We start from the raw sequence: 23,739 nt of genomic DNA, 5'->3' as shown, positions 1-23,739 counted from the left end.
AGCTTGATTTATAAACAGTCATGCTTTAAAGCCTATATTTTGTAACAAAAAAAAACCGGAAGTTTGCAATTTAAAAATTACAAATCTTCCGGATTTATAATAAAAATATTTATTCCTTAAAATAATTTCCCAATGCCAATATTGTAGATTAAACCATCAAAATATTTTTCGCCAAATATTTGATTTGGAAATCGCAGAAATTGGTAGCGAAGATCAAAACTAACCGCCCATGAATTGATACGATATTCCATTCCAGCTCCACCATATGCGGAATATCCTCCAATGGCAAAAGCATGCAACATACTCCCGGGCCATTGTTTTGATTGATCACTTTCAATTCCTAAAACCGGGCCACCTCCAAAAATAGCATATGGATTAATATTTGGTTCATTCTTCATAAATGGTAAATGGTATTTACCGCCAATATACAAAATCATCATTGACCCTTTGTTCCTTTGTACTAATTGATAATAATAAGGATCAAAGTATAGCTGATCATCGGGAATAGGATAATAATAAAAGCTAAATGAAATCCCAAGATCCGTATGCCTATTCATTTCATATGATGCACCAAAACCCAGGTATTCATTGGAGAACACGCCAAAATTCATGCTCCCTAACCTGGTTGGAGGCTTACTGTGTAGTTTAGTCCGCTTTATTTGGCTCCGTTTTACAAACTTAGTTTCTTTAATCACACCAGCCTTGCCGGTCTCTTCTTCCTCTGGCTTTGGCTTGGGTGGTTTACGATTTTGTGCATGAATGGAAGTAGCAAAAATCCCTATGAGGATCATTGGAATGATTAATTTTTTCATAATATGCTTCCTTTATGATTTTGTATAAATGTATAATATATTTTAAATGATTGCAACAATTGAAAATAATATAATATTTCCGATTATTTGCTCCCTACTCATTTTTTAGTTTTGAGCTTGTCAATTTCCTGAATTTTATTCATCGCCGTCCTTCCAAAGACACTTTCAAGGCCTTCCCTGTAAACGATTTTTTCCAAAATTGATTTTGCCGGATCCCATTCCTGTAACTTCATATATGCAATTGCAGCTTCATATTCTGCTGTTACATGCCAGGGTAATTCTGTGGGTCTCGTATAGTATGGTACTTTGAAAAATTCTGAGATTGATTTTCGGAATTGTCCCTTGCTTGAATAACACTTTGCTATATAAAAACGGATTTCAGCTTCTTGATCATTATTTGCAAGCGGTAGCAAACTCCTGAATTGGTCGATGGCTCGATCATATTCATATAAATTCATTAAATTAAGGCCCAATTGAAATTTCTTGTTAAAACTATCGTCAGCATCGGGATACTTATCCAAATAAGCACGAATTGCCAACAACGCTGCATCGTTTACTCCAATTTCTGTATATAACTTAATTAAGTATCGTCTCACTGTGAGATCAACTGAAGATTCTGGATTCAATTCTAAACAATGCTGAAAAGCAGAAAGCGCATTATTGAATAGCTTGTTCTTGTAATAAAAATCACCCAATGTTAGGTACAGGTTAGGAAGCACATCCGATTCCGGATATTTTTCAATAATCTCGGTCAATATTTCCAGGCCATCGTCCGTTAAATTTGTAATTATTTTTAGTTTGCCCAGACCATATGCTCCATAAGACCCAAAACGGGTTTTTTTATATTTGTTTTTGACTCTCTTAAAGATTCTTTCGGCGCCTTCAAAATATTTTTTATCGAGATAGTAGTTACCTAGCTCGTATTCGATTTCAGCCAAGTCTTCATCTACATTCTTATAATCCTTATCAAATTGAGCTTCAGCCACCTGGGCTGCTGAAACATTGCCTAATCGAATCATACAAATGATCTTCTTTCGTTCTAATACCTTCAGCTCTTCGGGATCAACCGAAGTAGCCAATAATTCTTTATATTGATCCAAAGAAGTACTATACTCGCCGTTTTTAAACCGATCATCCGCCAATTCCAGTAATATATCACGGCCACGTGGATCTGTAGGGAATCGAATTAAAAACCTGTCATAATTAAGTAGAAACTCTTGTGGCTGGTTGGTCCTTTTGCCGATATCTGCCAAATGCAAATATACATCCGGAACAAAAATACCATTGGGATAGTGCTGCAAATACTCCTGAAAAACCTGTCTGGACTTGAAATAATCAGAAACACCTTTTAAGGCAAACCCGTGTAAAAATAGCTTTTTCTCATGGTTGATATCAAAATTTTCATCCAGATCGGCCAAAATCGTTAAGGCATCTTCAAATCGATTTTGAGTAATCATTATTTCTGCTAGTTGTAATTTTGCAGATTGTACCGTAGAAGCGTAATAGTAAGTCTTTGCAAGGTTGGATAAATATTTTTCCGCTGCTTCCCAATCTTCTTGATGAATACTAATCTTGCTAAGCTCTTCTATCGCTGAGAGAACATACGTTCCTTTGGGGTACTGTGTAACGTATGAGGATAAGATTGAGATTGTTGATGAGGTATCGTTAATAACTAAATGAGCCAGACCATTTCGATATAAGGCTGTTTCTTCAATTGTCGCTGGAAGATATTCCGGATCTAGATGACTCCAACCGGCGCCATTTGATGCTATAGTATTACTGCTGTCATCTAAGATCTCATCATATAACCGAATTGCAGATTTTATGGAATCGCTATCAACATCTTTCCCTATTTGAAAAAGAAGGTCTGCCAATTCTAATTTAACTTGTTTAACTTCCTCCAAATTTTTGAATCTATCAATAACAACTTTATAGTAATTATATTCAGATTTCACATTGCTCGAATCCCGGTCCGAACGTAGTCTTTCAATTTTTTGGATGTCTAATGCTACCCGCAACTGCTCTTTTAACGTTGGTGGTGAAGCTAAATATTTTAGATAATAAATGCGGGCATTATCAAGTAAAGATTCTTTTTTATCAATATCTTCTTCCTGTAATGCAAGGCGATAATAAGAATCCGCCACCATTTGATCAAGCTGGTCTGTGTAATTTTTTAAGAGATTTTCACTTCTGATGATTTTGTTAGTTTCGATTACATCCTGATAGGCTCTTAGCTGTTCAAACATTTGTTTGACAAATGCAAATATTGACTCTTCCCGTTGGCCGGTCAATAGCAGGTTAGTAAACATGGATAACGTACGGCTGAGTTCGATTGAAAGATCGGCAGGTCTATAATATCTATACCAGTTTAAACGATCATAGATTAGTGGCAGAATTGGACTTCCTGGAAAATTCTGACTGAAATTTTCAAGAATTCGGATCTCTTGATTAGAATCAGTTAGTCTCTCATAGCATAATGCCATTTGATAATAAGCGTCGTCGGCCAACTCACTTTTATGAGATGGTTCCGATATTTGCTCAAAATAGAAAAGTCCTTTTCGCGGTTGATTCAATGTTTCCAAATAAATCCGGCCCATGTTATATTTTACTTGATCTAAGAAGTATAAATCACTTCCGAATCGATTTAAAGCAACCTGGCCTATTTCAAGTGCAGATGCCGGTCTGCCAATTTGATTAAAGGTTTTGAGCAAATCGAGATAAGTATTTTTTAAAAGTGGCTTTTTAAATTTGATATCCTTTTCAAGTTCAATCATTCTCTCGAGATAATCCACCAACACCAATTTGCTATCTGAACTTTTTGCAGCATTAATACCATACTCCATTGATGCCATCATTACAGATTTATTATTTGTGGCGTGAATAAGCTGGTTCACAACCGCAATTACGGATGAATCATTACCTGCCTGTGAGTGATAGGATATCCATTGCAGCAGCAATGAGTCACGCAAAGTCGTGGTTGATTCAGATTCAACAAGAGGTCTTAGAATCTCTTCTACTTTATCCAATTGTCCCAATTTCTGTAAGAATTCAGCATAGTCCAATTGAACTCTTTTATACCAGCCATTGGAAAGTGAAGTATTTTGTAGTTTTGAATAGAGAGCTTCAGCCTCATCAAGCCGATATTTATGGGTTAAGATTTTTGCCTTTAGAAGGGCAAGACGAACATATGGCACCCTCTCCGAAGTAAACTCTAACAACCGATTAATTTGTGTTTCAGCTTGATCAAATTTTCTCTGCTTAAAATAAAGTTCGGCAAGATGGTACCTGGTCGTTTCAATCCATGTTGATGTTGGAAACTCATCCAAAATACGTCGCCAATCCTCTTCAGCTTTCGCAAAATCAGATCGCTCCAGGTTTAATTCTCCGGCTTTAAACAATGCTTGCGTGGCCAGTGGACTTTTTGGATAAAAAAGCGGGAATCTCTCAAAACTACGAATAGCTTTTTCAGGTTCTTGAAGGTTAAAATAATTTTCGGTGATTGTGTAGAGAGCTACATCGCAACGAGGAGAATCGGGATATTTAACTAAAAGTTCACGATATTTTTCAGAAGCTTCCTCCCACTTTTCTCGTTTTTGCAGGCATTGCGCCCAGTAGAAAAGGGCTTCTGTCACCCGCGGGCTATCCGGATAATATTTTAAGAATTCATCGAATTGTGAGGAAGCCAGGTCCAAAAAACCATCTTTCATCAATTTTTGGGCATATTGAAATTGACGAACCGCCTCGGATTCCTGGGCTATTACCGGTTGGTTTAACCAAACTCCAATCACAAAGAGCAACAGAAATTGAATAATGGAGCCTGAATTGGGTTCCCTACATAATTTCCAGTTGAGCATATTTATAAAGAAGTTTTTTAGTGCCAATTCCTTCAAAGTGAACAGCTAATTTGAGATCCTGTCCTGTTCCTTCCATGGCTTGAATTTTACCAGTACCAAACAAATCATGTTTTACTAAACACCCAACATATAGTGATTGTTCCTGGCTTTCGTTTTCATAATCTGGCATTGGCTCATATTTCAAACCCTGGTAAACAGGTTTGTGAATGGAAACAGTTTTGGGTACAAGTCTTTCAATATACTCAGGATCAATCTCATCTACGAATGATGAAATACTATTTATAGCTCCTTCTATGAATCTCCGACGGTTTTGTGCCCATGATAGATAGACTTTTTCTTTGGCTCGTGTAAGTCCCACATAAAAGAGCCGTCTTTCCTCTTCAAAATCATCCGGATCTTCTTTGCTCCGAGAAAGCGGGAAAAGTCCTTCTTCAAGCCCAGAAATAAAAACTACCGGAAATTCTAATCCCTTTGCACTGTGGATAGTCATTAGCGTCACAGCATTGGATTGTTCGTTCCAATTGTCCAACTCCGTCACTAACGCAACTTCTTCTAAAAATCCATCCAAGCTTGGCTCTTCACGTGTTTCGCAATATTCTGAAATCGCCGAAAGAAGCTCCTGAAGATTGTCGAACCGGTTCATTGCTTCCAACGAACCATCCTCTTTAAACATTCTAAAAAAACCGATTTCATCATTCATTACTCGAGTAAATTCATCAAGGCCTAGTGTATCTTTAAGTGAAAAGTATTTTTCGAAGAAGACACCTAGCTCTTTAAGTCTATCGCTGGTTTTTGAAGAAATACCGGATACCTCATCAACTTTTTTTAATGAGTCTAATAATGAAATATTTTCATTCTCAGAATAATCCTGTAATTTGTTTAAGGTAGCAGCGCCAATTCCTCTAACCGGTACATTAATAATCCTTCGTAAACTCAATTCATCATTGGGATTTGCTATAATCCGAAGGTACGCTAGAAAATCTTTGATCTCTTTACGCTCGTAGAATTTTATACCACCGACAATTTCGTAGGAAATGGCATTTCGGCGTAAAGCATCTTCTATGGCTCTTGATTGAGAATTTGTCCTGTATAAAACGACAAAATCCTGGAAATTCCGTTTATAATTGCTAATTTCGTAGCGAATTCGATTTAAAATTTTACTTGCTTCATCCGCTTCGTTATAAGAATCCATCAAAATAATGGGATCCCCTTGGTTGCCTTCCGTCCACAATCGTTTTTCTTTCCGATGATAATTATTTTTAACCACTGAATATGCTGCAGCTAAGATCGTTTTTGTAGAGCGGTAATTTTGCTCAAGACGAAAAACCTCACAATTGGGAAATGACTTTTCAAAATTCAAGATGTTTTCTACTTCCGCCCCTCTCCAACTGTAAATAGACTGATCATCATCACCTACTACAAAAACATTCTGATTTTTGCGACCTAATAATTTGATCAATTCATTCTGAGCAACATTCGTATCCTGGAACTCATCAACCAAAATATGCTGAAAACGATCCTGGTATTTTTCTAAGACTTTAGGATTCTCCTGAAAAAGATTCACCGGAAGTGTAATTAGATCATCAAAATCCATGGCATTATTTGATTTTAACAACCCTCTGTATTGAGAATAGACTTTAAAAAGTACCTCATCAAATCGATCGGCAATAGCACTACCCACTTGCTCGGGAGTCTTCATTTTATTTTTGTTACGGCTTATCAATCCACGAATAATATTAGGAGAATAATCTTTTGCAGAGATATTCAAATCTTTCATTATCCGCTTAATTGTCTGCAGCTGATCATCAGAATCAAATATAGAAAAATTTCGTCCGTAACCGATATAGACGCTTTCTCTTCTCAATATTCGAGCAAAAACAGAATGGAATGTCCCAACCCATAAGGTCGAAAAATCGGTATTCACCATAGCCTTGAGCCTGATTTTCATTTCTTTAGCGGCTTTATTCGTAAAAGTAACCGAGAGAACTTCATGAGGTTGAACATTGTATCTGGCAAGTAATAGAGCAATCCGGCTTGTTAAAACTCTTGTTTTACCACTTCCTGCTCCTGCAAGAACAAGTACTGGCCCTGGGGGACATTCCACTGCAGCCAGTTGGACTTCGTTTAAGTCCATCAATATCTTTTTCAATTTACTAAGGTTTTGTACAGTCATTAATTTGTTTTTTCCAATCTCTGTTTCCTGTAAACTTCCCTTCTAATTTTATCAAACTTGCGTTTCGCGTTTAAATGTTCATTTAAAGTACGACTAAAAGTATGGGTGCCATCCCCATTAGCGACAAAATAAAGATAGGGTACTTTTTCCGGATTTGCGGCAGAAAGAATAGCATTTAATCCTGGGTTGTTAATGGGTCCGGGAGGTAATCCCAGGTATAGATATGTATTATATGGTGATTGAATTTTTTTATCTTTATTGGTCAATCGTCTCGGTCCATCTTCAATAATGTATTGTAACGTGGGATCGGCCTGAAGCAGCATTCTACGTTTCAATCTATTCGTATACACTCCCGAAATAATAGGCATTTCTTCAGCAACGATTGCCTCTCCTTGTATAATGGATGCCAATGTTATAATCTCATTAAATTGTTTAGGGTTGATTTTTGATATTCGTAAAATTGAATCAGGAACTACCTCAATAAATTGATTTACCATTCGTTTTATGACGGACTCTTCATCTTGTCCCCAATAAAAGTCATAAGTTTCCGGGAACAAGTATCCTTCAAGAGAAATGCCTGGAATATTCATCGAATGAATAAAAACTGAATCATCCACATAACTTATTAATTTCAAAGAGTCGATTCCCAGGTTATGTGCTAACAAGGACGAAATTTTTCGGGAATCTATTCCTTCCGGAATTACAACGCGAATACTACTGATTTTACCCAGATCAAGCAATTTAATAATATGGTAATTATTTTTCCCTTTAGGTATTTCGTATCGTCCTGCCTTTAGCTTATTGGCCGTTCCCATTAACTTTGCTCCCCAAATAAAATCCTTGGTCTTGTAGATCAAGTTTTTATCATAGAGTAAATTAGCAATCTGGCCGACAGACATTCCGGATTTGACGATAACAGTAATATTTTGATCATTGTGTAAACTCTTATGGGAATCAAATAGAATATAATAAACCCAAATACTAAAAAGAAGCAAAATAAACAAAAATAATGAAAAAAATATGATTAATTTCTTTTTCAAGGGTCTGCTCAGTTTTTAAGTTTAAATGGCACATTGATTATATTATAATATTCTTCCAGGGATTTCTTTAATTCAACATCCGGTACTATTTCTTCAGTTAAATAGAGCCTTTTAACATTGAAAAATAGTTTACCTTTATCACTCTTGGATACCTCAACAAGTTCCAGGCTTTCACCATCGGTTCCACTCTGAACAATTACAGGTTTTGAGCTCTCTTGCCATGAATCGAGGAGGTTACCGGGTTCATGTCCAATCAACCATATAGCGATCTCACTAAACTCCTTTTTTAACTCCTCGAATATCCAATGGTCTCCATGATAAATCACAATATTTAAAGATGAATGATCGTTTACCTTCTTCAATTCTGATCGCAAATGACGCTTTACATCTTCAAATTGAAACGAAGGAATTTTATTATCAGGAAAATACAAAAACGAATTTTTATGCAGCAAAGCAAAAATATTCAATTTATAACCGTTTTTTATAACTTTGATTTTTCGAATAATCCTGCCCTTAGTTTGGTCTTTCACATTGCTACTATTAATATTAGTGCAGACGAATGATTGTTTTCTACCAAGGATTTCATTTTCAAAAAATGGAACTTCATTCCAAAATTCTTGCTCTCCAAATGCAATCCCATCATATTTAAATAAATCGTAAGCATCCATGACAAACTTGTTTTGCAAGACCACATCGGTAGTTCCCAGAAAATCACCGCCTTCCAATAATAAAATCTCACCATATTCTTTTCGAAGGTTGTTAATTGCAGTTAACCTGCGTGGTAATCCGCCGGGATATTCAGTATTACAACCGCAATCCAATAATTGGCCATTGTTATTTGCTGTAAAAACAATTAATAGTCTTTCTGATTCAACAGAAACAACTCGGTTTCCGGGGATCACAAAAATCAAAAAGGTAGTTAAAAAGAAATGAGGTAAAGGAATTTTTCTAAGATTTCCTGTAAAAAACATAAATAGAATAGCTAAGCCAGTTTAATTAAATTTCAATTGAAAACATTCAATGTTTTTTCAACATATTTCATTTTTTTAATAAATCTCTTACCAAATAATTGAATATTTATCTAGACTACAAACGAAGGGTATTGATGTTTCTAAAAAATAAAATCAACAATGATATTAGGTGCTTTTATAATAGTCCTGCAAGATTTTTTTATGATCAAAAGCCAGGTTTAAAGGAAGATCGCTCTTTTTAAAAACTGACAGTTTTTTTGCATCATCACCGGCAACAGGGATTCCTTCGGACTTGGCTACAAAAACAGTGGATATGGTATGTTTTCTCTTGTCTCGGTTCGGATTTGAATAGACGCCCAGCAGATTTAATAGTTCTACATCGAGACTTGTTTCTTCTTTGGCCTCTCTTATAGCAGCATCTTCGACACTCTCACCATAGTCAACAAAGCCACCCGGAATTGCCCAGCCAAACGGTTCATTTTTTCTTTCAATCAAAACTATGCCGTCTGTTTTACCATTTCGTGTTAATTCAATAATGATGTCAACAGTTGGAATAGGATTTTTGAATATTTTCGAATTTTCACCACATGAAGGACAAGTATGAACCAGGGGCTTAGACATATGACAAAAGTTATAGGCTAATTTACTACTGATGTATTCAGTTTGGATAACATGTTTTCTAACCTGGCTAAGCGAGTTTTCCATTCTTGTTCAAATTGAAGTCTTAGTTTTTCGCCAGGTATAAATTGATGTCTAACAATTAATTCTGACCCCTCTGATTTCTGAACAAATTCAGCGGTTACAGTGCTTTTCATTTGCTGAGTTCCACCGCCACCCACACTCCATGTAAACGACAGCAATTCATTGGGAATAATTCGTTTAATAATCCCCCCAATAATTCGTAAAGTTCCATCCGGGTGCTTGATTCCAATACGATATTTTGCGCCAGCCCGTAGGTCAAATTCTATAATCGGAATCGAATGAGAATCCTCCAGAGCAAACCAATTCTGAAATTTCATAGGATCTGTCCATGCTTTAAACAGCGTTTCTGCAGATACATTTAGGGTAAGCTTAAATTCCAAATTTCTAACTTCGAATTCACGCGTTCCGGCCATTCAAAATACCTCCGTTTTGATATACAATTATTGAGTACAATTTAATTAACGTTTCAATATAGTGTATTCAAAAGAAAAATCTCAATAGAATTTGAACATTATACCATAGTGATTAAGATGATTTAGTGAACAATTCCTGCAATCTTTCCACTACTTTTTTGTTTGCCCTGGGAAAAGGGAAATTGTCCAATTCATTAAGCCTAACCCAACGAAAATCCACACATTCTTTACAGACCGGTTCTCCCGCAGTCCATTTGCAGTTATAGATCTGCAAAGTTATGCGAAAATGGGTATAGGCATGTTTGATTATCGCAAAAGAATCTTCCACATCTACCTGAATACCTAATTCCTCCTCAATCTCTCTTTTTACGCACGTTGAAATATTTTCACCAAGCTCTTGCTTTCCCCCGGGGAACTCCCAAAATCCTCCCAATAATCCCTTCTCCTTTCTCTTTGTTATTAATAACAAATCGTTTTTCCAAATCAAACCTGCGCCAATATCATAATGGGGTGTTGGCAATTTCTTCTTCCGAATAGGTAATTCCTCCTGGCGGTTTGACTTTTTTGCCACACAATCAGATCTAACAGGGCAAAACTCGCAGTCCGGTTTCTTCGGAGTACAAATAAGCGCACCCAATTCCATTAGAGCTTCATTAAAAGCTCCTGGTTGTTTGGTTGGTATTAACTTTTCAGCTACTTGCCAGAATTCATTTTTGCCATCCGTTGTTGTAGCATCCGTTTCTATTCCAAAATATCGAGCTAAAACTCGAATTACGTTTCCGTCCACAACAGGCCTAGGCTGATCAAACATAATACTGCAGATTGCTCCGGCAGTATAGGGTCCTATTCCTGGTAATTTTAGTATTTGTGAATATTCATCCGGGAAATTGCCGTCATATTTTTCGATTATGATTTTTGCAGCTTTTCGCATATTTCTAATTCGTGAATAATAGCCCAAGCCTTCCCATGTTTTCAAAACCCCTTGAAGATCAGCCTTTGCAAGGGATGCGATAGTTGGATATTTCTTCAGGAACTTTTGATAATATGGAATGACAGTATCTACCCTTGTCTGTTGGAGCATAATTTCTGATAACCAGATTTTATAGGGAGACTTAGAGTCTCTCCAGGGAAGCTCGCGCTTATTATTAGTAAACCAGCGGAGTAAACTCCTCTGAAACTTTTTAGAAATGTTGGGATCGATTTCTTTCATATTTATGGCGGATAATTTTAAAATTCAATACAGGATCTATCGAACGCTGAAACAATGTTTTTTAACGAATTAATATTTATTGCTAACCTTATATTTCAATTGCAGAGGTTCAAGAGAATGCAGAAATTAAATAAAAACATACAATGAACCTAAGGTAGCAATTTTTCCGAAAAATGAAACAAAATAAAAAGAAATAATAAGGTTAAGTATAGAAAAACTATCTCAGTGAACTCTACACACTCTGCGTTTTATACATTAAGCAGACTAATTTTCAGAATAAATTAAGGAAGGTTTAGAAAAAAGCCAAACTGAATATACTATTTATAATGACCAGAATTTCTCTCTATTTAAAATTTTTTCTTGTAAATAGCCCGTTAACATAGAAAATGCTTCATCAACCGAATCTGCGATTTGGATTAATTTGAGATCTTCTTCACTAATGGTTCCCCATTCGACAAACTTTTGAAAATTAATAATACTTTCCCAATACTCACGTCCATAGATAACTACAGAGATTTCCTTATGCAGCTTTTTGGTTTGCACCAATGTTAACACTTCAAACATTTCATCCATGGTACCGAATCCGCCAGGAAAGATTACCAATGCTTTAGATAGATAGACGAACCAAAATTTACGCATAAAAAAATAATGAAAATCAAAATTCAACTCCGGAGTGATATAGGAATTGGAGTCTTGTTCCATAGGAATACTGATATTAAACCCAATGGACTTCCCGCCTGCTTCGGCTGCCCCTCTGTTTGCGGCCTCCATCATCCCAGGTCCTCCGCCTGAACAAATAATAAACCTGGAGCCGTGATCAAGGCTGTGACTCCACTCCGTCAATCGGCGCGCTAATTCTCTTGCATCTTCGTAATATTTCGCCAGGAGCAGTTTTTTTTTGGCTTTGCGGAATTCTTGTGTATTTTGATTGCCGCCATTTTTTTTTGCTAACTTATTTAACATATTTTGAGCTTCCAGAACAGGTATGGATCGAGCCGAGCCAAAAAATACGATTGTATCCCTTACTTTCTCCCTATGTAACCTTTGCTTAGGTTCAAGATATTCAGAAATGATTCGAATAATCCTTGCATCTGAACTTCTTAGGAAGTGATCGTTTTCGTAAGCTTTTTCAAATTTTCTCTTCTGCATTTTATCTCCGTTAATTTCCTCGACATTATTATGATCGTCGCTTCTTACAGTTTAGATTAGAATTCAATTGTTGACAAAAATGAGAGTTACAAAATGTCCTTTACATAAATACATCATTCAAATTTCAAGCCATTGTAATACATTGTTTTTTGGATTCTAGTCTTTTTCACCCGGAATTTATAAACATGTTCAGGCAGGTAAAAGATGAGATTTTTTTGAAGAATTGGCTAAGTAAAGTGAATTCTTAGGATATTGTCCTTCCGGTCACTTAAATAGATTATGATGTTATTAAATAAATCCAATGGTACTAAAAACTCAACCTTTCCATCAATTCTTATCTTTTTTATGCCAGGGACCGAGAGGACCAGTCGTATCGGCTAATTCTCCAACTTCACCCCATGCACCCGCATAATAACGCCATGGTTGGGTCCTTAGACTCAATAATTTTAATTCAGTATTCCACACATTTCCGTTGTCCCGGGTATTATCGTCTGCCACTTTAATACCTAATACTTTTAATGGAAAATCGCCTGCTTTTTCATAAGCAGCGTGTGTCCCTTTAGCAATGCATACATTGCAATGATCGTTTGAAAACTTCAGTTCATTTTTTTTTACAAATTTGGGTTTGCCATGAGCAGCAAAATAAACACCTTGAATATTAGCATCCTCATCCAGCCGAACAGTTACATGCTCCCAATCCCCTTGATGGTTTTGGGTCGCAGGGCCGTTATTATAACCGAAAAACCACCAGTATTGTATTTTATAGTTAATTTCTGGTTGGATATTGAATTGTTTCCTAGCAGTTTCAGCAAATTCCGTTGTGTCCGTACGTTTTACATAATAGAACACTGGAATTTTAGAATCAGGATCAGGAACACCTTTCTCTTTCTTCCTTGTTTGAAGAAATACATTCCAATGATCTCCTGATGCGCTATCATGAGGCCGCCTATTACGGCGACCCCAAACACGAAATTTATCAATAAAATCAACTGGAATGTCGTAATAATTTGTTTCTTGAGAATTCGTTTTCACCCATTTATCCTTCGTTTTATCATAACCTTCATCCTTGCCCACTCGATGATGCCGAAATCTCGATTTTGAAATGAAGTCCATGGGATCAATAGGAAAATATTCTTCATCGGGATGAAAATTAACAATGGGTGCATATTTTACAACGTTAGAAATTGGAAAAGCCATGTTACCTCCTTTTTGGTTATATTAAACTTCTAAACACGATCTTTTTTATAAAAAGGGAATCTCCGCTATTTATTGCTTTTTTGAGTTTCACCTCATCCACTTCCACAAAAGTTTCAAGACCTTCAAGTTTAGAATTGCATACCTGTGCCCTTTGAGTATTTTGAAGCCTATATCGTGCGATCAAATAACCAATTCGTTCTTCAAACCCACTTGTAAAATCCCACCCTCACTCCAGGAAATCTAGACGGTTAATCAAGAAAAAGCAAGGTGTTTTTTACCAATTATAATATGAGCCACTGGAACACAATCAAAAACAATTTTATTAAAGATTTAGATTTTCTTTTTATTTTTTTTCTTAATCCGTGTGAATCCGTGGCTAATTTTTTTTCTCCTACTTCTCAGCTATCTCCGTCGAAACTAGCTCTAAGCCCAATGTCTTCCCTTTCTTAATCGCCGGCACACCTTCCTCAAGCCAGACCGGTGCAGGTGCGCCTTTTAAGTAATAGTCAAAGAATTGCTGCATGCGAATGGCAAAATCTCTTTTGTTCTTGTATTTCCGTAACCCATGTGGCTCGCCATTGTAGTTGAGCATCCATACCGGTTTACCCAAACGCCGTAAGGCTACGAAAAACTCGATTCCCTGGTACCAGGGTACAGCGCCGTCTTTGTCATTATGCATCATTAAGACAGGCGTTTGAATTTTATCAGCCCAGAAGATTGGAGAATTTTCGAAATATCGCATTGGGTATTCCCACAAAGAACCACCGATCCTGCTCTGTGTCCTTTCGTATTGAAACATACGACTCATTCCCGATCCCCAGCGTATGCCGCCATAAGCGCTGGTCATATTGGAAACCGGAGCGCCGGCCTCAGCTGCTTTAAAAATATGGGTACGAGTGATCATGTACGCAATCTGGTATCCACCCCAGCTATGCCCTTGAACTCCGATATTTTCTTCATCAACAAAACCAAGACTTATAACACGCAGCACACCTGGCACGACCGCGTTAAGAGCGCTCTCACCTGGATATCCGACTTTATATGGAATATCCGGTACAAAAACCACATACCCGCGACTCACATAAAAACTGAAGCTAATACTGGAACGCGCAGTAGCCGGTGGTCTATGTCTGTGAATACCGTTGGACGTCTTCTCATAAAAATAGACCATCATCGGATATTTTTTTGTCGGATCGAAGTTTTCTGGCTTATAAAGAATTCCCTGCAGCGGGATGCCATCTAACGAATTCCATTCTACAAGCTCAGCTGTACCCCACAAGTATTCGGATTGTTGGGGGTTGACATCGCTTATTTTTTTCATGTCGGATAGTTTCAAATCACTGGTCCACAAATCAGGAAAATCAATATAGCTTGAACGAGTGAAGAGTAATTTATCCTCATTCTTAGCTTTTTTAGGGCGTGAAAAAGCCTTGGCCATCATGGTAAGTTTTGTCGGTTTTTGATTTCCTTGCATTTGCAGCCGGTAAAATCCAGCATCTTTATTTTCATACTGAAACGCTGAAAGCAAAATAGCTTCCATTGGATCAATGGCCTCCTCTTCAGGATCGAGCTTGAAATAACGAAATTGTATATTTTCCGAACGTCCCAGGCCTTTTGTGATAGAACGAGGCACTTTTTTGCCGGTGGGATCGACAGCCCATAAATCATGCTTGTCATAAATCACAAATTCCTGATCATTTTTCGTCCAACCAGCGCTTCTATAAGAATTGGCTTTATAGGGCCAATCATGGATTTCATTGTATACCGGATAAGGGATATTTTCAGATAAATTAACTATACTATGCTTTTTTGTATCCATGGCAAACCAAGCCAACTCATCTCTGTCCCACCATGTAATATATTTTGCACCAGGCGATAATGATGCCTGGGATTGCACTTTTTCCAAAACCAAGCTGCGTTTTCCTGTCGCCACATCAACCAGGTAAACATCATAATACCTGGGCGATTCCCATGAGATCTCCTGGCGATATGGCATGTTTGAATTGCCAATCGCAATGTTGGCGTTGCCTTTCTCACCGACCGTTACCGATGGAATATCTTTTGTCGCCATCTGTATAATTTTACCATTATTCAAATGAACTACGGCCTGGTAGGATCTTTTTAGCTCATTTTTGGCTTGCAGCAATTGCATGGGCTGCAAAAGAGGATCTTTCCAATTCCAGATATCAATCTTGACTTTTTCATCTTCAGGCTGTTCCTCATCCGGCTCAGGTTCCGGCCGAGGTGCCGTTGCAAAAAACAGCCGTTTGCCATTTTTCGAAAACGAAACTTTGCCATGTTCACTGACCCACCAGCCAGCTTCTATACCAGTAGTTCCTTCCTTAGCAACTATCTTTGGTGACTTAGAACCAATCCGCCATTGATATAGCGAATAGGTTGGTTGTTTGGCAGAAATATCATCCCTGTTTGTTAGAAATGCGACTTGCTTACCAGTCTCATCAATTGCAACTTGCTTGTAATCTCCTTTTCCAGTTAGGATTTCCACTGGCTCTGCTGTTTCTGTCTTAACGGCAAAGATCCCATCTGCCGTACTATCCTTATTCGAAGTTGTGTAAACCAACCATTTACCATCATGAGAAAAATAAAATTCGGTTACATCTAAATATCGACTTTCAGAACCCGTTTCCAAATTTCGCAAAATCAAATCCGTCCCCTCGGCTTTCTTTTTCTTATCCGATTTTGATTTTTCATTTTTTTCTTTTTCTTTTTTCTTCTCTTTTTCTTCTTCCTTTGGTTTTTCTTTGTCTGAAGTATCTTCCTTCTTTTTATCTGATTTTTCCAAAAGATAGGCTAGCATTCCACCCGTTTCTTTTGGCATTTTAAAGGTTTTAACACGCGGTATTTTGACAACTTCCCCTGAACTTAAATTGAAAATTGCCAGGCTATCTTTTGGCAAATCCGGACCTTTTTTCTTTTCTCGTTTTGCTGCCTTTACAGAATCTTTGAATGCTTTAATCTTAAAGACTGCAAATTGTGAATCGAATGAAAAACTACCCGAATCTCCGCGCTCAGCCTGATACGATAAATTGCCATTTGAATCTTTAATTCGCAATTCAGCATCTTTATCTTCCGGAGCGAGCGTAAACATGATCCAATCGCCGTTATTAGAAATAGCGTTGCGGGTAATCCTGTTCCAGATATCATATACGTCATGATCGAGCGGTTTCTTCTGCTGACCTACGACATCCAAAGAACATATAAACAGCAACCCTACAAAACATAATCCAAAAAACAATTTACTCCGTCGCATATTACCTCCTTCGATTAATTGATCTAATCATATTAATTTGTTAACCTACTATTCAGATATTCAAACACTTCGTTACGCTGAGCTAAAATTAATAAAAGTAACAAGTCGCCTTCCTGCGCCCAATCGATTGCTTCTTTTACACCATCCAGGGGGGTTTTTGTTAATATAATAGATGCAGCGCTCGATCCCAAACGAATTAACTCCTTTTGTATGATCATTGGAACTTCACCTTCTTCCCGGCCTCGCAAGTAAACAGGAAGGTCCGTTAGGACAATTCTATCCGGATGAATCTGCCATGCGATCTGGGTTAATGCTCGAATTTCCTCATCAGTACGATCGCCAGCCTGCCCCATTAGCAACAAGCGTCGATGAGCAGGTATGGATGAAACTGTATCCACAATAGCCGACATCCCATGAACGTTGTGGGCAAAATCTATCATTATTTTGGCACCATTGATTTCAAATAAATTACCCCTGCCTGGGTTGTCCTTTAAATCACCTCGGAATGATGTTAATCCTTCTACAATGGCAAAACGGTTTATTTGCAACGATTTGGCAAGACCAATAGCACCGAGACAATTGGCCGTATTATGCTTAGAGGCGCCATTCATTGCAATAGGGATATTATTTATAGGGACAATTTTTTCTTGTCCACTGATTGATTGATAGATCATTTGATTATCTTTAATAGTACACACACAGCCGCCGTTGTTGAGATGATCTATAATTACAGGATTATTCTCATCTAAACTAAACCAGCAGATCGGCGTTTTAACGGTTTTAGCATGTCGCACTATTCCTTCATCATCAGCATTTAATACTAATTTTCCATTTGAATTCAAAGAACGATTGACAACCAGTTTTGCCTGGATCAGATCATCTAATGTGTCGATGCCATATTGTCCTAAATGGTCGACCGCTACATTGGTAACGATAGCAGTATCAGCTTTTGGAACACCTAACCCTCGTCGCAAAATTCCGCCGCGGGCGACTTCCAAAACGCCGACTTCCACACGATCATCCCGTAGTAACGTGCGAGCCCCACCGGGGCCAGAGTAATCGCCTGAATCGATAATTTCCTCTCCGACTCGGATATAGTCTGTCGAGGTAATTCCAGCGATCTTCCCTGCTGATTTAAGCATGGACGCCAGCAATCGGACGGTGGTGGATTTTCCATTCGTTCCGGTTACCAATGCCAAAGGAATGTCATGAATTTTATGCCATGAGATTTTATCAGGATGCGGTATTTCATCCACTTCCCATGTTTTAGAACCTATCCCCATTCCAATCGAGACAGTTTCATCATCCGATAAAAAGCAAACACCTCTTTCCTGTGACGCATCCATAAGCCGAATCAAATCAGGATTCTGTTCTGCATCGATTGTTTTTTTTAGTTGATCTACAGTCAAATTATAATCAACGACATCCTCACGCTGCAAATTAGCAACCGCAGAATTCCAGGCCGCCTCATTCACTTCTGTGGCAGCGTAAAGTGCATCCACAGGAGCACTCAATGAGAGACTGGCGCCTTGATTAAATACACGAAAAAATATCTGTTCCTTAATCCAACCAATACCTTCAAGAAGATGAAGCGCCTGTTGTTGCCATAGATGGACAACTTCATCAATGGGATAACCCGAAATGGTTACATCTAAAATTGCCCCCGCTTCATTGGACAGCAAATTTGCACCCGTCAAACGACGGCTGTCTTGAATTTCCAGCTTTTTACCAGGTTCGGTCAATCGGCTTCTTCCTTTGCCAAACGAACGCCTCTATCATCACGAACCAGGCGTTGGTCTTTATCTATAACGAATCCTTCCGCCGGAGTTTGATGATCCTTAGATATTGCAGAAGAACCAGGCTTTGCAACATTTCCATCCGAATTAAAATTTATAATTTGCTTCCAGCACCTGGTGATTTCATCGCCAAAAATAATGAGAAGATCATCTTGCCTGGCACTCTGTAGAGCCTTGTCGACAGCTTCGACTTCATCCGGAATCATTTTAATATTCGCAGAAGTTATACCTTCTGCCAAGAGAGTTTTCTGCAACATTTTAGGCACCTCTTCAGCGCCTCTTTTTCGTCGATTGTCATCCGCTTTACAAATAAATTCATCAAAATGTTTGGAAGCGATTCTGGCAATTTCCTGAATATCTTCATCCCTTCGGTCGCCTGGAGCGGAAAGCACGCACATCTTTTTTCCTTTTGTATCCAGTTTATCTGCCAACTGGCACATTATTTCCATTGCCGCCGGATTGTGGGCATAATCGAGAATGACTTTAAAAGGATGGCCATCGAATACATTCATTCGACCTGGAGATTGAAAGAAAGAAGCGGAGTAAGTGCGCAAACCATGTCGAATATCTTCGAGGGATTTTCCCAGGAAATAAGCCAATCCGGCAGCAAACATGGCATTTTGCACATTGTGAATTGCAATTCCTTCCATGGTTGCCGGAATTAAATGCGTCCACAACAGGGGAATATGGGCATTGTTGTCAAAAAGTGTAATCATATCCCCGTTAATGCCTTTTTCCAGAACAACGGCTCTGCCGCCAGATCGAATATGTTCACGTACTAAATCATGTTCCGGATTCATGGTTACGTAACAAATATGTTCTGCCTTGGTAAAATCCGCCATTTTAAGACAAAAAGGATCGTCGGCATTTAACATAGCAGTGTCTTTTGCCACTTCGATCACAATTCTCTTGAGTTCAGCAAGCTGTTCCAGGGTGTCAATTCCTTTGATACCAAGATGATCTTCAGTGACATTCAGACAGGCAGCTACGTTGCATCGACGATATCCCATCCCGCCGCGAAGCAAACCTCCACGAGCAGTTTCCATAACGGCAATATCGACAGAAGGATCACGTAAAACCATCTGTGCCGATATGGGACCCGTCATATCGCCTTTAACAGTAAGGTGGCCATCGATATAAACACCATCGCTGGAGGTCATTCCCACTACATGTCCGGCGGTTTTAAGAATATGGGCCAACATCCTGGAGGTAGTAGTTTTACCATTTGTGCCTGTAATTGCGGCTATTGGGATTCTTGCAGGAGTACCGGGCTGAAACAGCATATCCATCACTGGGCCCGCCACATCTCGTGGTTTTCCTTCGCTGGGTGCAACATGCATGCGAAATCCCGGTGCTGCATTGACTTCCACTATTGCACCGCCGATATCTTTATACGATTGTGTAATATCATCGGTCAAAAAATCTACACCGGCGACATCGAGCCCGATTGCCTGTACTGTGCGAACAGCCATATCTCGATTATCCGGATGAACCACATCCGTCAAATCTATTGCCGTTCCACCGGTTGACAGGTTGGCTGTTGAACGCAAATATACAATCTCGTCTTTTTTTAGTATTGTATCCTTTGTATAGCCTTTTTCCTGCAAAAGCTGTTCAGCCTGCTGATCGAATTTTAATTTGGTTAGAACCTTCTCATGTCCTATACCACGTCTTGGATCTTGATTTACTTCATCGATTAATTCTGTAACTGTTTTTACGCCGTCACCCACCACATGGCCGGGAACACGTTTTGATACTGCCACAAGCCTTGCATTAACAACCAGCATACGATGATCAAATCCGGTGATATAACTTTCAACCACAACGGACCGGCTGGAGCCAAAGTCCTGTGCAACAGTAAAAGCCGTCTTTACTTCTTCATCATCCGAAATATTGATTGTGACCCCTCGTCCATGATTTGCATTCAATGGTTTTACCACAACCGGGTAGCCGATATGCAAAGCAGCTCTAATAGCTTGTCTTTCGTTATACACTAACCTCTGCTTGGGAACCGGTAATCCCAGGTCGCTAAGCAAATTATGGGTATCTTCTTTATCACAAGCAATCTCGACGGCGATGTGTCGCGTTTCGCTGGTTACAGTTGCCTGTATTCTACGCTGGTATTTACCGTGACCAAATTGTACCAAACTATATTTATTAAGCCTTAAAAAAGGGATATCTCGTTCCATGGCTGCTTTAACCAAAGAAGCGGTGCTAGGCCCTAATTCTTTTCGCTGGGCAAATTGAATAAAAGCGTCTCGGTCTTCATCGAAATTAAATTCAGCATCAATTTCAGATTCGAACTGTTTCTTTAAATCCTCCGGCAGCAAATGGTTTATCAATTGGTTTCCGAGACGACTGGCTTCTAATCCAACCTCACGATGCTTATATTCGAATACCATATTATATTGACCGGAAATTTCCGTTGAACGAGTTTTACCAAAGGTTACATCAGATCCAGCTTCGTTTTGTAATTCGATAATTACGTGCTCCCAAACATGCCCGAGCCAGGTTCCTTCATCTTCTGTCATCCTCCGTATGAAGCCACCTGGTTCTCCATAGGAACAGCCATGCTCCTGAAGACCCGGCAGTTTTTCCAGCAAGCCATCGATAAATTCTTTTCCAAGTCGTTTCGTCGGCCAGTCTTCCAAAATGCCAATATCAATAACATGGCGGATCACCGGAAAATGAGCGTAAAGATTCGGTCCTAAATAAACATTTGTTGATAATATTTTCATAACTTAAATTCCTGCAAAATTACCTTTACAAAAAGAAAAGTTAGTCAACCCATCTGAATTATTTCGAAGTAATTTGTTTATCGTTTTTATCATCGATGATCGCTTCACGTGAGTGAGTATCATACCGTCCGCCGCTGGCTAGAATATGCAAACGAAGGCCAATCAAGCTAACCGGTTGTCCGGCGCGAACGGAACCCATCGATGAATATTTCAGTTTGCTTGGATCGATGATTGTTACCGCGCCACTGCCAACAACTTCCAAAACACCTTTTGGATTTATGAAAATGGCAGTGTCCTCATCAAGACCAATTCCGGACATGAAGGGATTGTAAGATAATGCAGCCAATAAGCGCCCCAAACGATCTCGCTGGCGAAAATGCTGATCGATTATTAAGCTGTTGGTTAAACCTAAACCAGGCGCAAGTGTAACACCATCCGGCGTCGGCGTGGCCCCGCTTGCGCCACCGGCGATCATATGTTCGGACAGAATAGCCGCACCAGCCGAGGTGCCCGCAACATGAACTCCTTCCGCATTTAATTTACGAATTAATCGGGCAACGGAAGTGCCGCCCATGACGGTTGACAACCGTAACTGGTTCCCACCTGTGATAAAAATGGCAGAAGCGCTTTCCAGCTTTTCAACATAATCAGGTTTCTCGCTATCCGATCTCGTTTTAATGGGAATGGATAGCACTTCTTTTCTAACGCCTAGTTTGCTAAAGATTTTAATATATCGGTGCCCGGTTTCTTCGGTTTCGGAGGCGGTCGGTATGACCACAATTTGACCACCATTTGAATTGGCTAATTCGGTAAACTTTTGTAGAATTATGGCTTTAGTAGAATGCTTTTCGGCGCCACCAACGGCGACAATATAACCTCTTTCTTTTCCTTCAACACCAATCGATGGACTCATAGTTCTTTTCTTATCGTATTTAAATCTAAGCGTTCAATTAAATTATGTAAGAAAATGCACAACAAGGAAGCAAAGTTCAAGGAATATTTTTTCATTTTATATAGCAACCAGGAATTTGCAGGTTTTAAATAATGTTCTTGCATATTATATTCGTACCTATTATGTTGCATCAACCTTCAAAAAATAAGGAAAAAATAATGGGTTCATTAAAAGATAAAGGCATCACTGCTGTCAACCAGGACTTCAGCAAATATGACCAGGTTAAGAAGGAACAAACCTATCATTTGGCAGAAGGTGAAGTTGATGAAGAATTCGATAACGAAACAATTATAAAAACCTGCGACATCGGACAATTCTTAAATAATGGCGAACAAGGGAAGAAACAGTTTGCTCAGGAATTAGGGGAAGCCCTGGAACGTTTGGGATTTGCCATTCTCACCGGGCATGGAATAGATCCTGGATTATATGAAGAAGGTAAAAAGAAAACATGCGAATTTTTTGAACAAACCACCCGGGAAGAAAGAATGAAATATAAATCCGAGAGGTTTGGGTCGGTAAACCAAGGTTACTTTCCGATGAAGGAAACCACAATCATACATCCGGATCTTGTTGAAGGATGGGTTTTTTGCAGACGCGCATTTGATATGGATAGCGACCCCAATTATAACGAATCTACATACTGGCCAAAGCCAGGTTATGAGCCTTTTTTCAGGCAGATTTGTTTGCAGCATGAAAAGCTATTTATACCCTTAATGCAAAGCGTTCTCACCTATTTGGGTTGCGATCCACATCTCTATGATCAGAAATTCACAAATACAAATTTTGGTTTCCGATTGAATTATTATCCACCAATTAGTAAAGAAGATGATGAATCCGGCGCCGGCCGGATGCTCGGTCATGAAGATGTTGATTTTTTTACAATTCTGCCAGCACAGGAGGTGGACGGATTGCAGGTATTGAATCGGGAGAACATGAAATGGATTCGGTTAAATCCACCACAAGGCAGCATCATTTTGAATACCGGCGATTATATGCAGCGAATAACCAACGATAGACTTCCCTCAACCACACATCGTGTGGGAAAACCTATCGAAAGAAGACTCTTTGGCAAGCCTCGCGTGACTTTTCCGATGGCCATTTATGTCTGGGAAGAAGAGATCCTCGAAGTCCTGCCCGGGCTCGGTGAACCAAAATATGAGCCGATCTCAGCGATTAAATTTCATACTAAAACAACCAGCAAGTATTATGGTGATGATTATGCGGTAGATAGTGACAAAGATAAATAGGCACAAAGGCACAAAGTTAATAAAAACTTGAATAATAAATACAGGGGAAACTTATATGAAGACAGTGGAGAAGGCACAAAGTGACAGAGGCACAAAGGCACAAAGTTTAAAAAACCTAACTCATTTAGATTGAGGGGATATTAAAATGAAGACATATAGAGACCTCCTAGTTTGGCAAAAATCAATGGCTTTCGTAACAAATAATAATAGAAAA

At 38.8% G+C, this 23,739-nt stretch carries 15 protein-coding genes; 1 reads left to right on the top strand and 14 read right to left on the bottom strand.

Annotation, left to right across the window (positions count from 1 at the left end):
* Positions 1–116: 116 nt before the first annotated feature.
* The 14 genes from IIC38_10760 to IIC38_10695 form a co-directional block, all read right to left on the bottom strand.
* Complete coding sequence (locus tag IIC38_10760; protein ID MCH8126433.1) at positions 117–812, bottom strand: hypothetical protein; 696 nt, start codon at positions 810–812, stop codon at positions 117–119.
* 98 nt (positions 813–910) lie between these two features.
* Positions 911–4,693, bottom strand: coding sequence for a tetratricopeptide repeat protein (locus tag IIC38_10755; GenBank protein ID MCH8126432.1), 3,783 nt, complete (start codon positions 4,691–4,693; stop codon positions 911–913).
* A complete protein-coding gene (locus IIC38_10750) occupies positions 4,644–6,839 on the bottom strand; it encodes a UvrD-helicase domain-containing protein (protein MCH8126431.1) in 2,196 nt (731 codons plus the stop codon). The genes IIC38_10755 and IIC38_10750 overlap by 50 nt, the downstream gene beginning before the upstream one ends.
* Entirely contained in the window at positions 6,839–7,879 is a 1,041-nt protein-coding gene (gene mltG / locus IIC38_10745; protein MCH8126430.1) for an endolytic transglycosylase MltG, read from the bottom strand. Before mltG ends, IIC38_10750 begins: the two co-directional genes overlap by 1 nt.
* 8 nt (positions 7,880–7,887) lie before the next feature.
* Positions 7,888–8,850 (bottom strand): hypothetical protein, encoded by a 963-nt coding sequence (locus tag IIC38_10740; GenBank protein MCH8126429.1) that lies wholly within the window; start codon positions 8,848–8,850, stop codon positions 7,888–7,890.
* Between the two features lie 165 nt (positions 8,851–9,015).
* Positions 9,016–9,471: an NUDIX hydrolase gene (locus tag IIC38_10735; protein MCH8126428.1), complete on the bottom strand. Its 456-nt coding sequence runs from the start codon at positions 9,469–9,471 to the stop codon at positions 9,016–9,018.
* Positions 9,472–9,488: 17 nt separating this feature from the next.
* Positions 9,489–9,965, bottom strand: coding sequence for an SRPBCC domain-containing protein (locus tag IIC38_10730; GenBank protein ID MCH8126427.1), 477 nt, complete (start codon positions 9,963–9,965; stop codon positions 9,489–9,491).
* A gap of 112 nt (positions 9,966–10,077) precedes the next feature.
* On the bottom strand, positions 10,078–11,175 hold the full coding sequence (gene mutY, locus IIC38_10725; GenBank protein ID MCH8126426.1) for an A/G-specific adenine glycosylase: 1,098 nt from the start codon (positions 11,173–11,175) through the stop codon (positions 10,078–10,080).
* 321 nt (positions 11,176–11,496) lie between these two features.
* The gene (locus IIC38_10720; protein ID MCH8126425.1) at positions 11,497–12,324 is read right to left on the bottom strand and encodes a TIGR00730 family Rossman fold protein; all 828 of its coding nucleotides are present in this window, start codon (positions 12,322–12,324) and stop codon (positions 11,497–11,499) included.
* 327 nt (positions 12,325–12,651) lie between these two features.
* The gene (locus IIC38_10715; protein MCH8126424.1) at positions 12,652–13,521 is read right to left on the bottom strand and encodes a Vps62-related protein; all 870 of its coding nucleotides are present in this window, start codon (positions 13,519–13,521) and stop codon (positions 12,652–12,654) included.
* Between the two features lie 391 nt (positions 13,522–13,912).
* The gene (locus IIC38_10710) at positions 13,913–16,792 is read right to left on the bottom strand and encodes a S9 family peptidase (protein ID MCH8126423.1); all 2,880 of its coding nucleotides are present in this window, start codon (positions 16,790–16,792) and stop codon (positions 13,913–13,915) included.
* Between the two features lie 32 nt (positions 16,793–16,824).
* Positions 16,825–18,534 (bottom strand): Mur ligase, encoded by a 1,710-nt coding sequence (locus IIC38_10705; protein MCH8126422.1) that lies wholly within the window; start codon positions 18,532–18,534, stop codon positions 16,825–16,827.
* On the bottom strand, positions 18,531–21,326 hold the full coding sequence (gene cphA / locus IIC38_10700; GenBank protein MCH8126421.1) for a cyanophycin synthetase: 2,796 nt from the start codon (positions 21,324–21,326) through the stop codon (positions 18,531–18,533). Before cphA ends, IIC38_10705 begins: the two co-directional genes overlap by 4 nt.
* Positions 21,327–21,384: 58 nt before the next feature.
* Positions 21,385–22,239, bottom strand: coding sequence for a cyanophycinase (locus IIC38_10695; protein ID MCH8126420.1), 855 nt, complete (start codon positions 22,237–22,239; stop codon positions 21,385–21,387).
* 197 nt (positions 22,240–22,436) lie between these two features.
* Between IIC38_10695 and IIC38_10690 the strand changes: the two genes are divergently transcribed.
* Positions 22,437–23,525: an isopenicillin N synthase family oxygenase gene (locus IIC38_10690; GenBank protein MCH8126419.1), complete on the top strand. Its 1,089-nt coding sequence runs from the start codon at positions 22,437–22,439 to the stop codon at positions 23,523–23,525.
* Positions 23,526–23,739 lie beyond the last annotated feature (214 nt).

The organism is candidate division KSB1 bacterium (genome assembly GCA_022566355.1).
GTDB lineage: Bacteria > Zhuqueibacterota > JdFR-76 > JdFR-76 > DREG01 > JADFJB01.
This window is presented reverse-complemented; position numbering and strand designations above follow the sequence as displayed.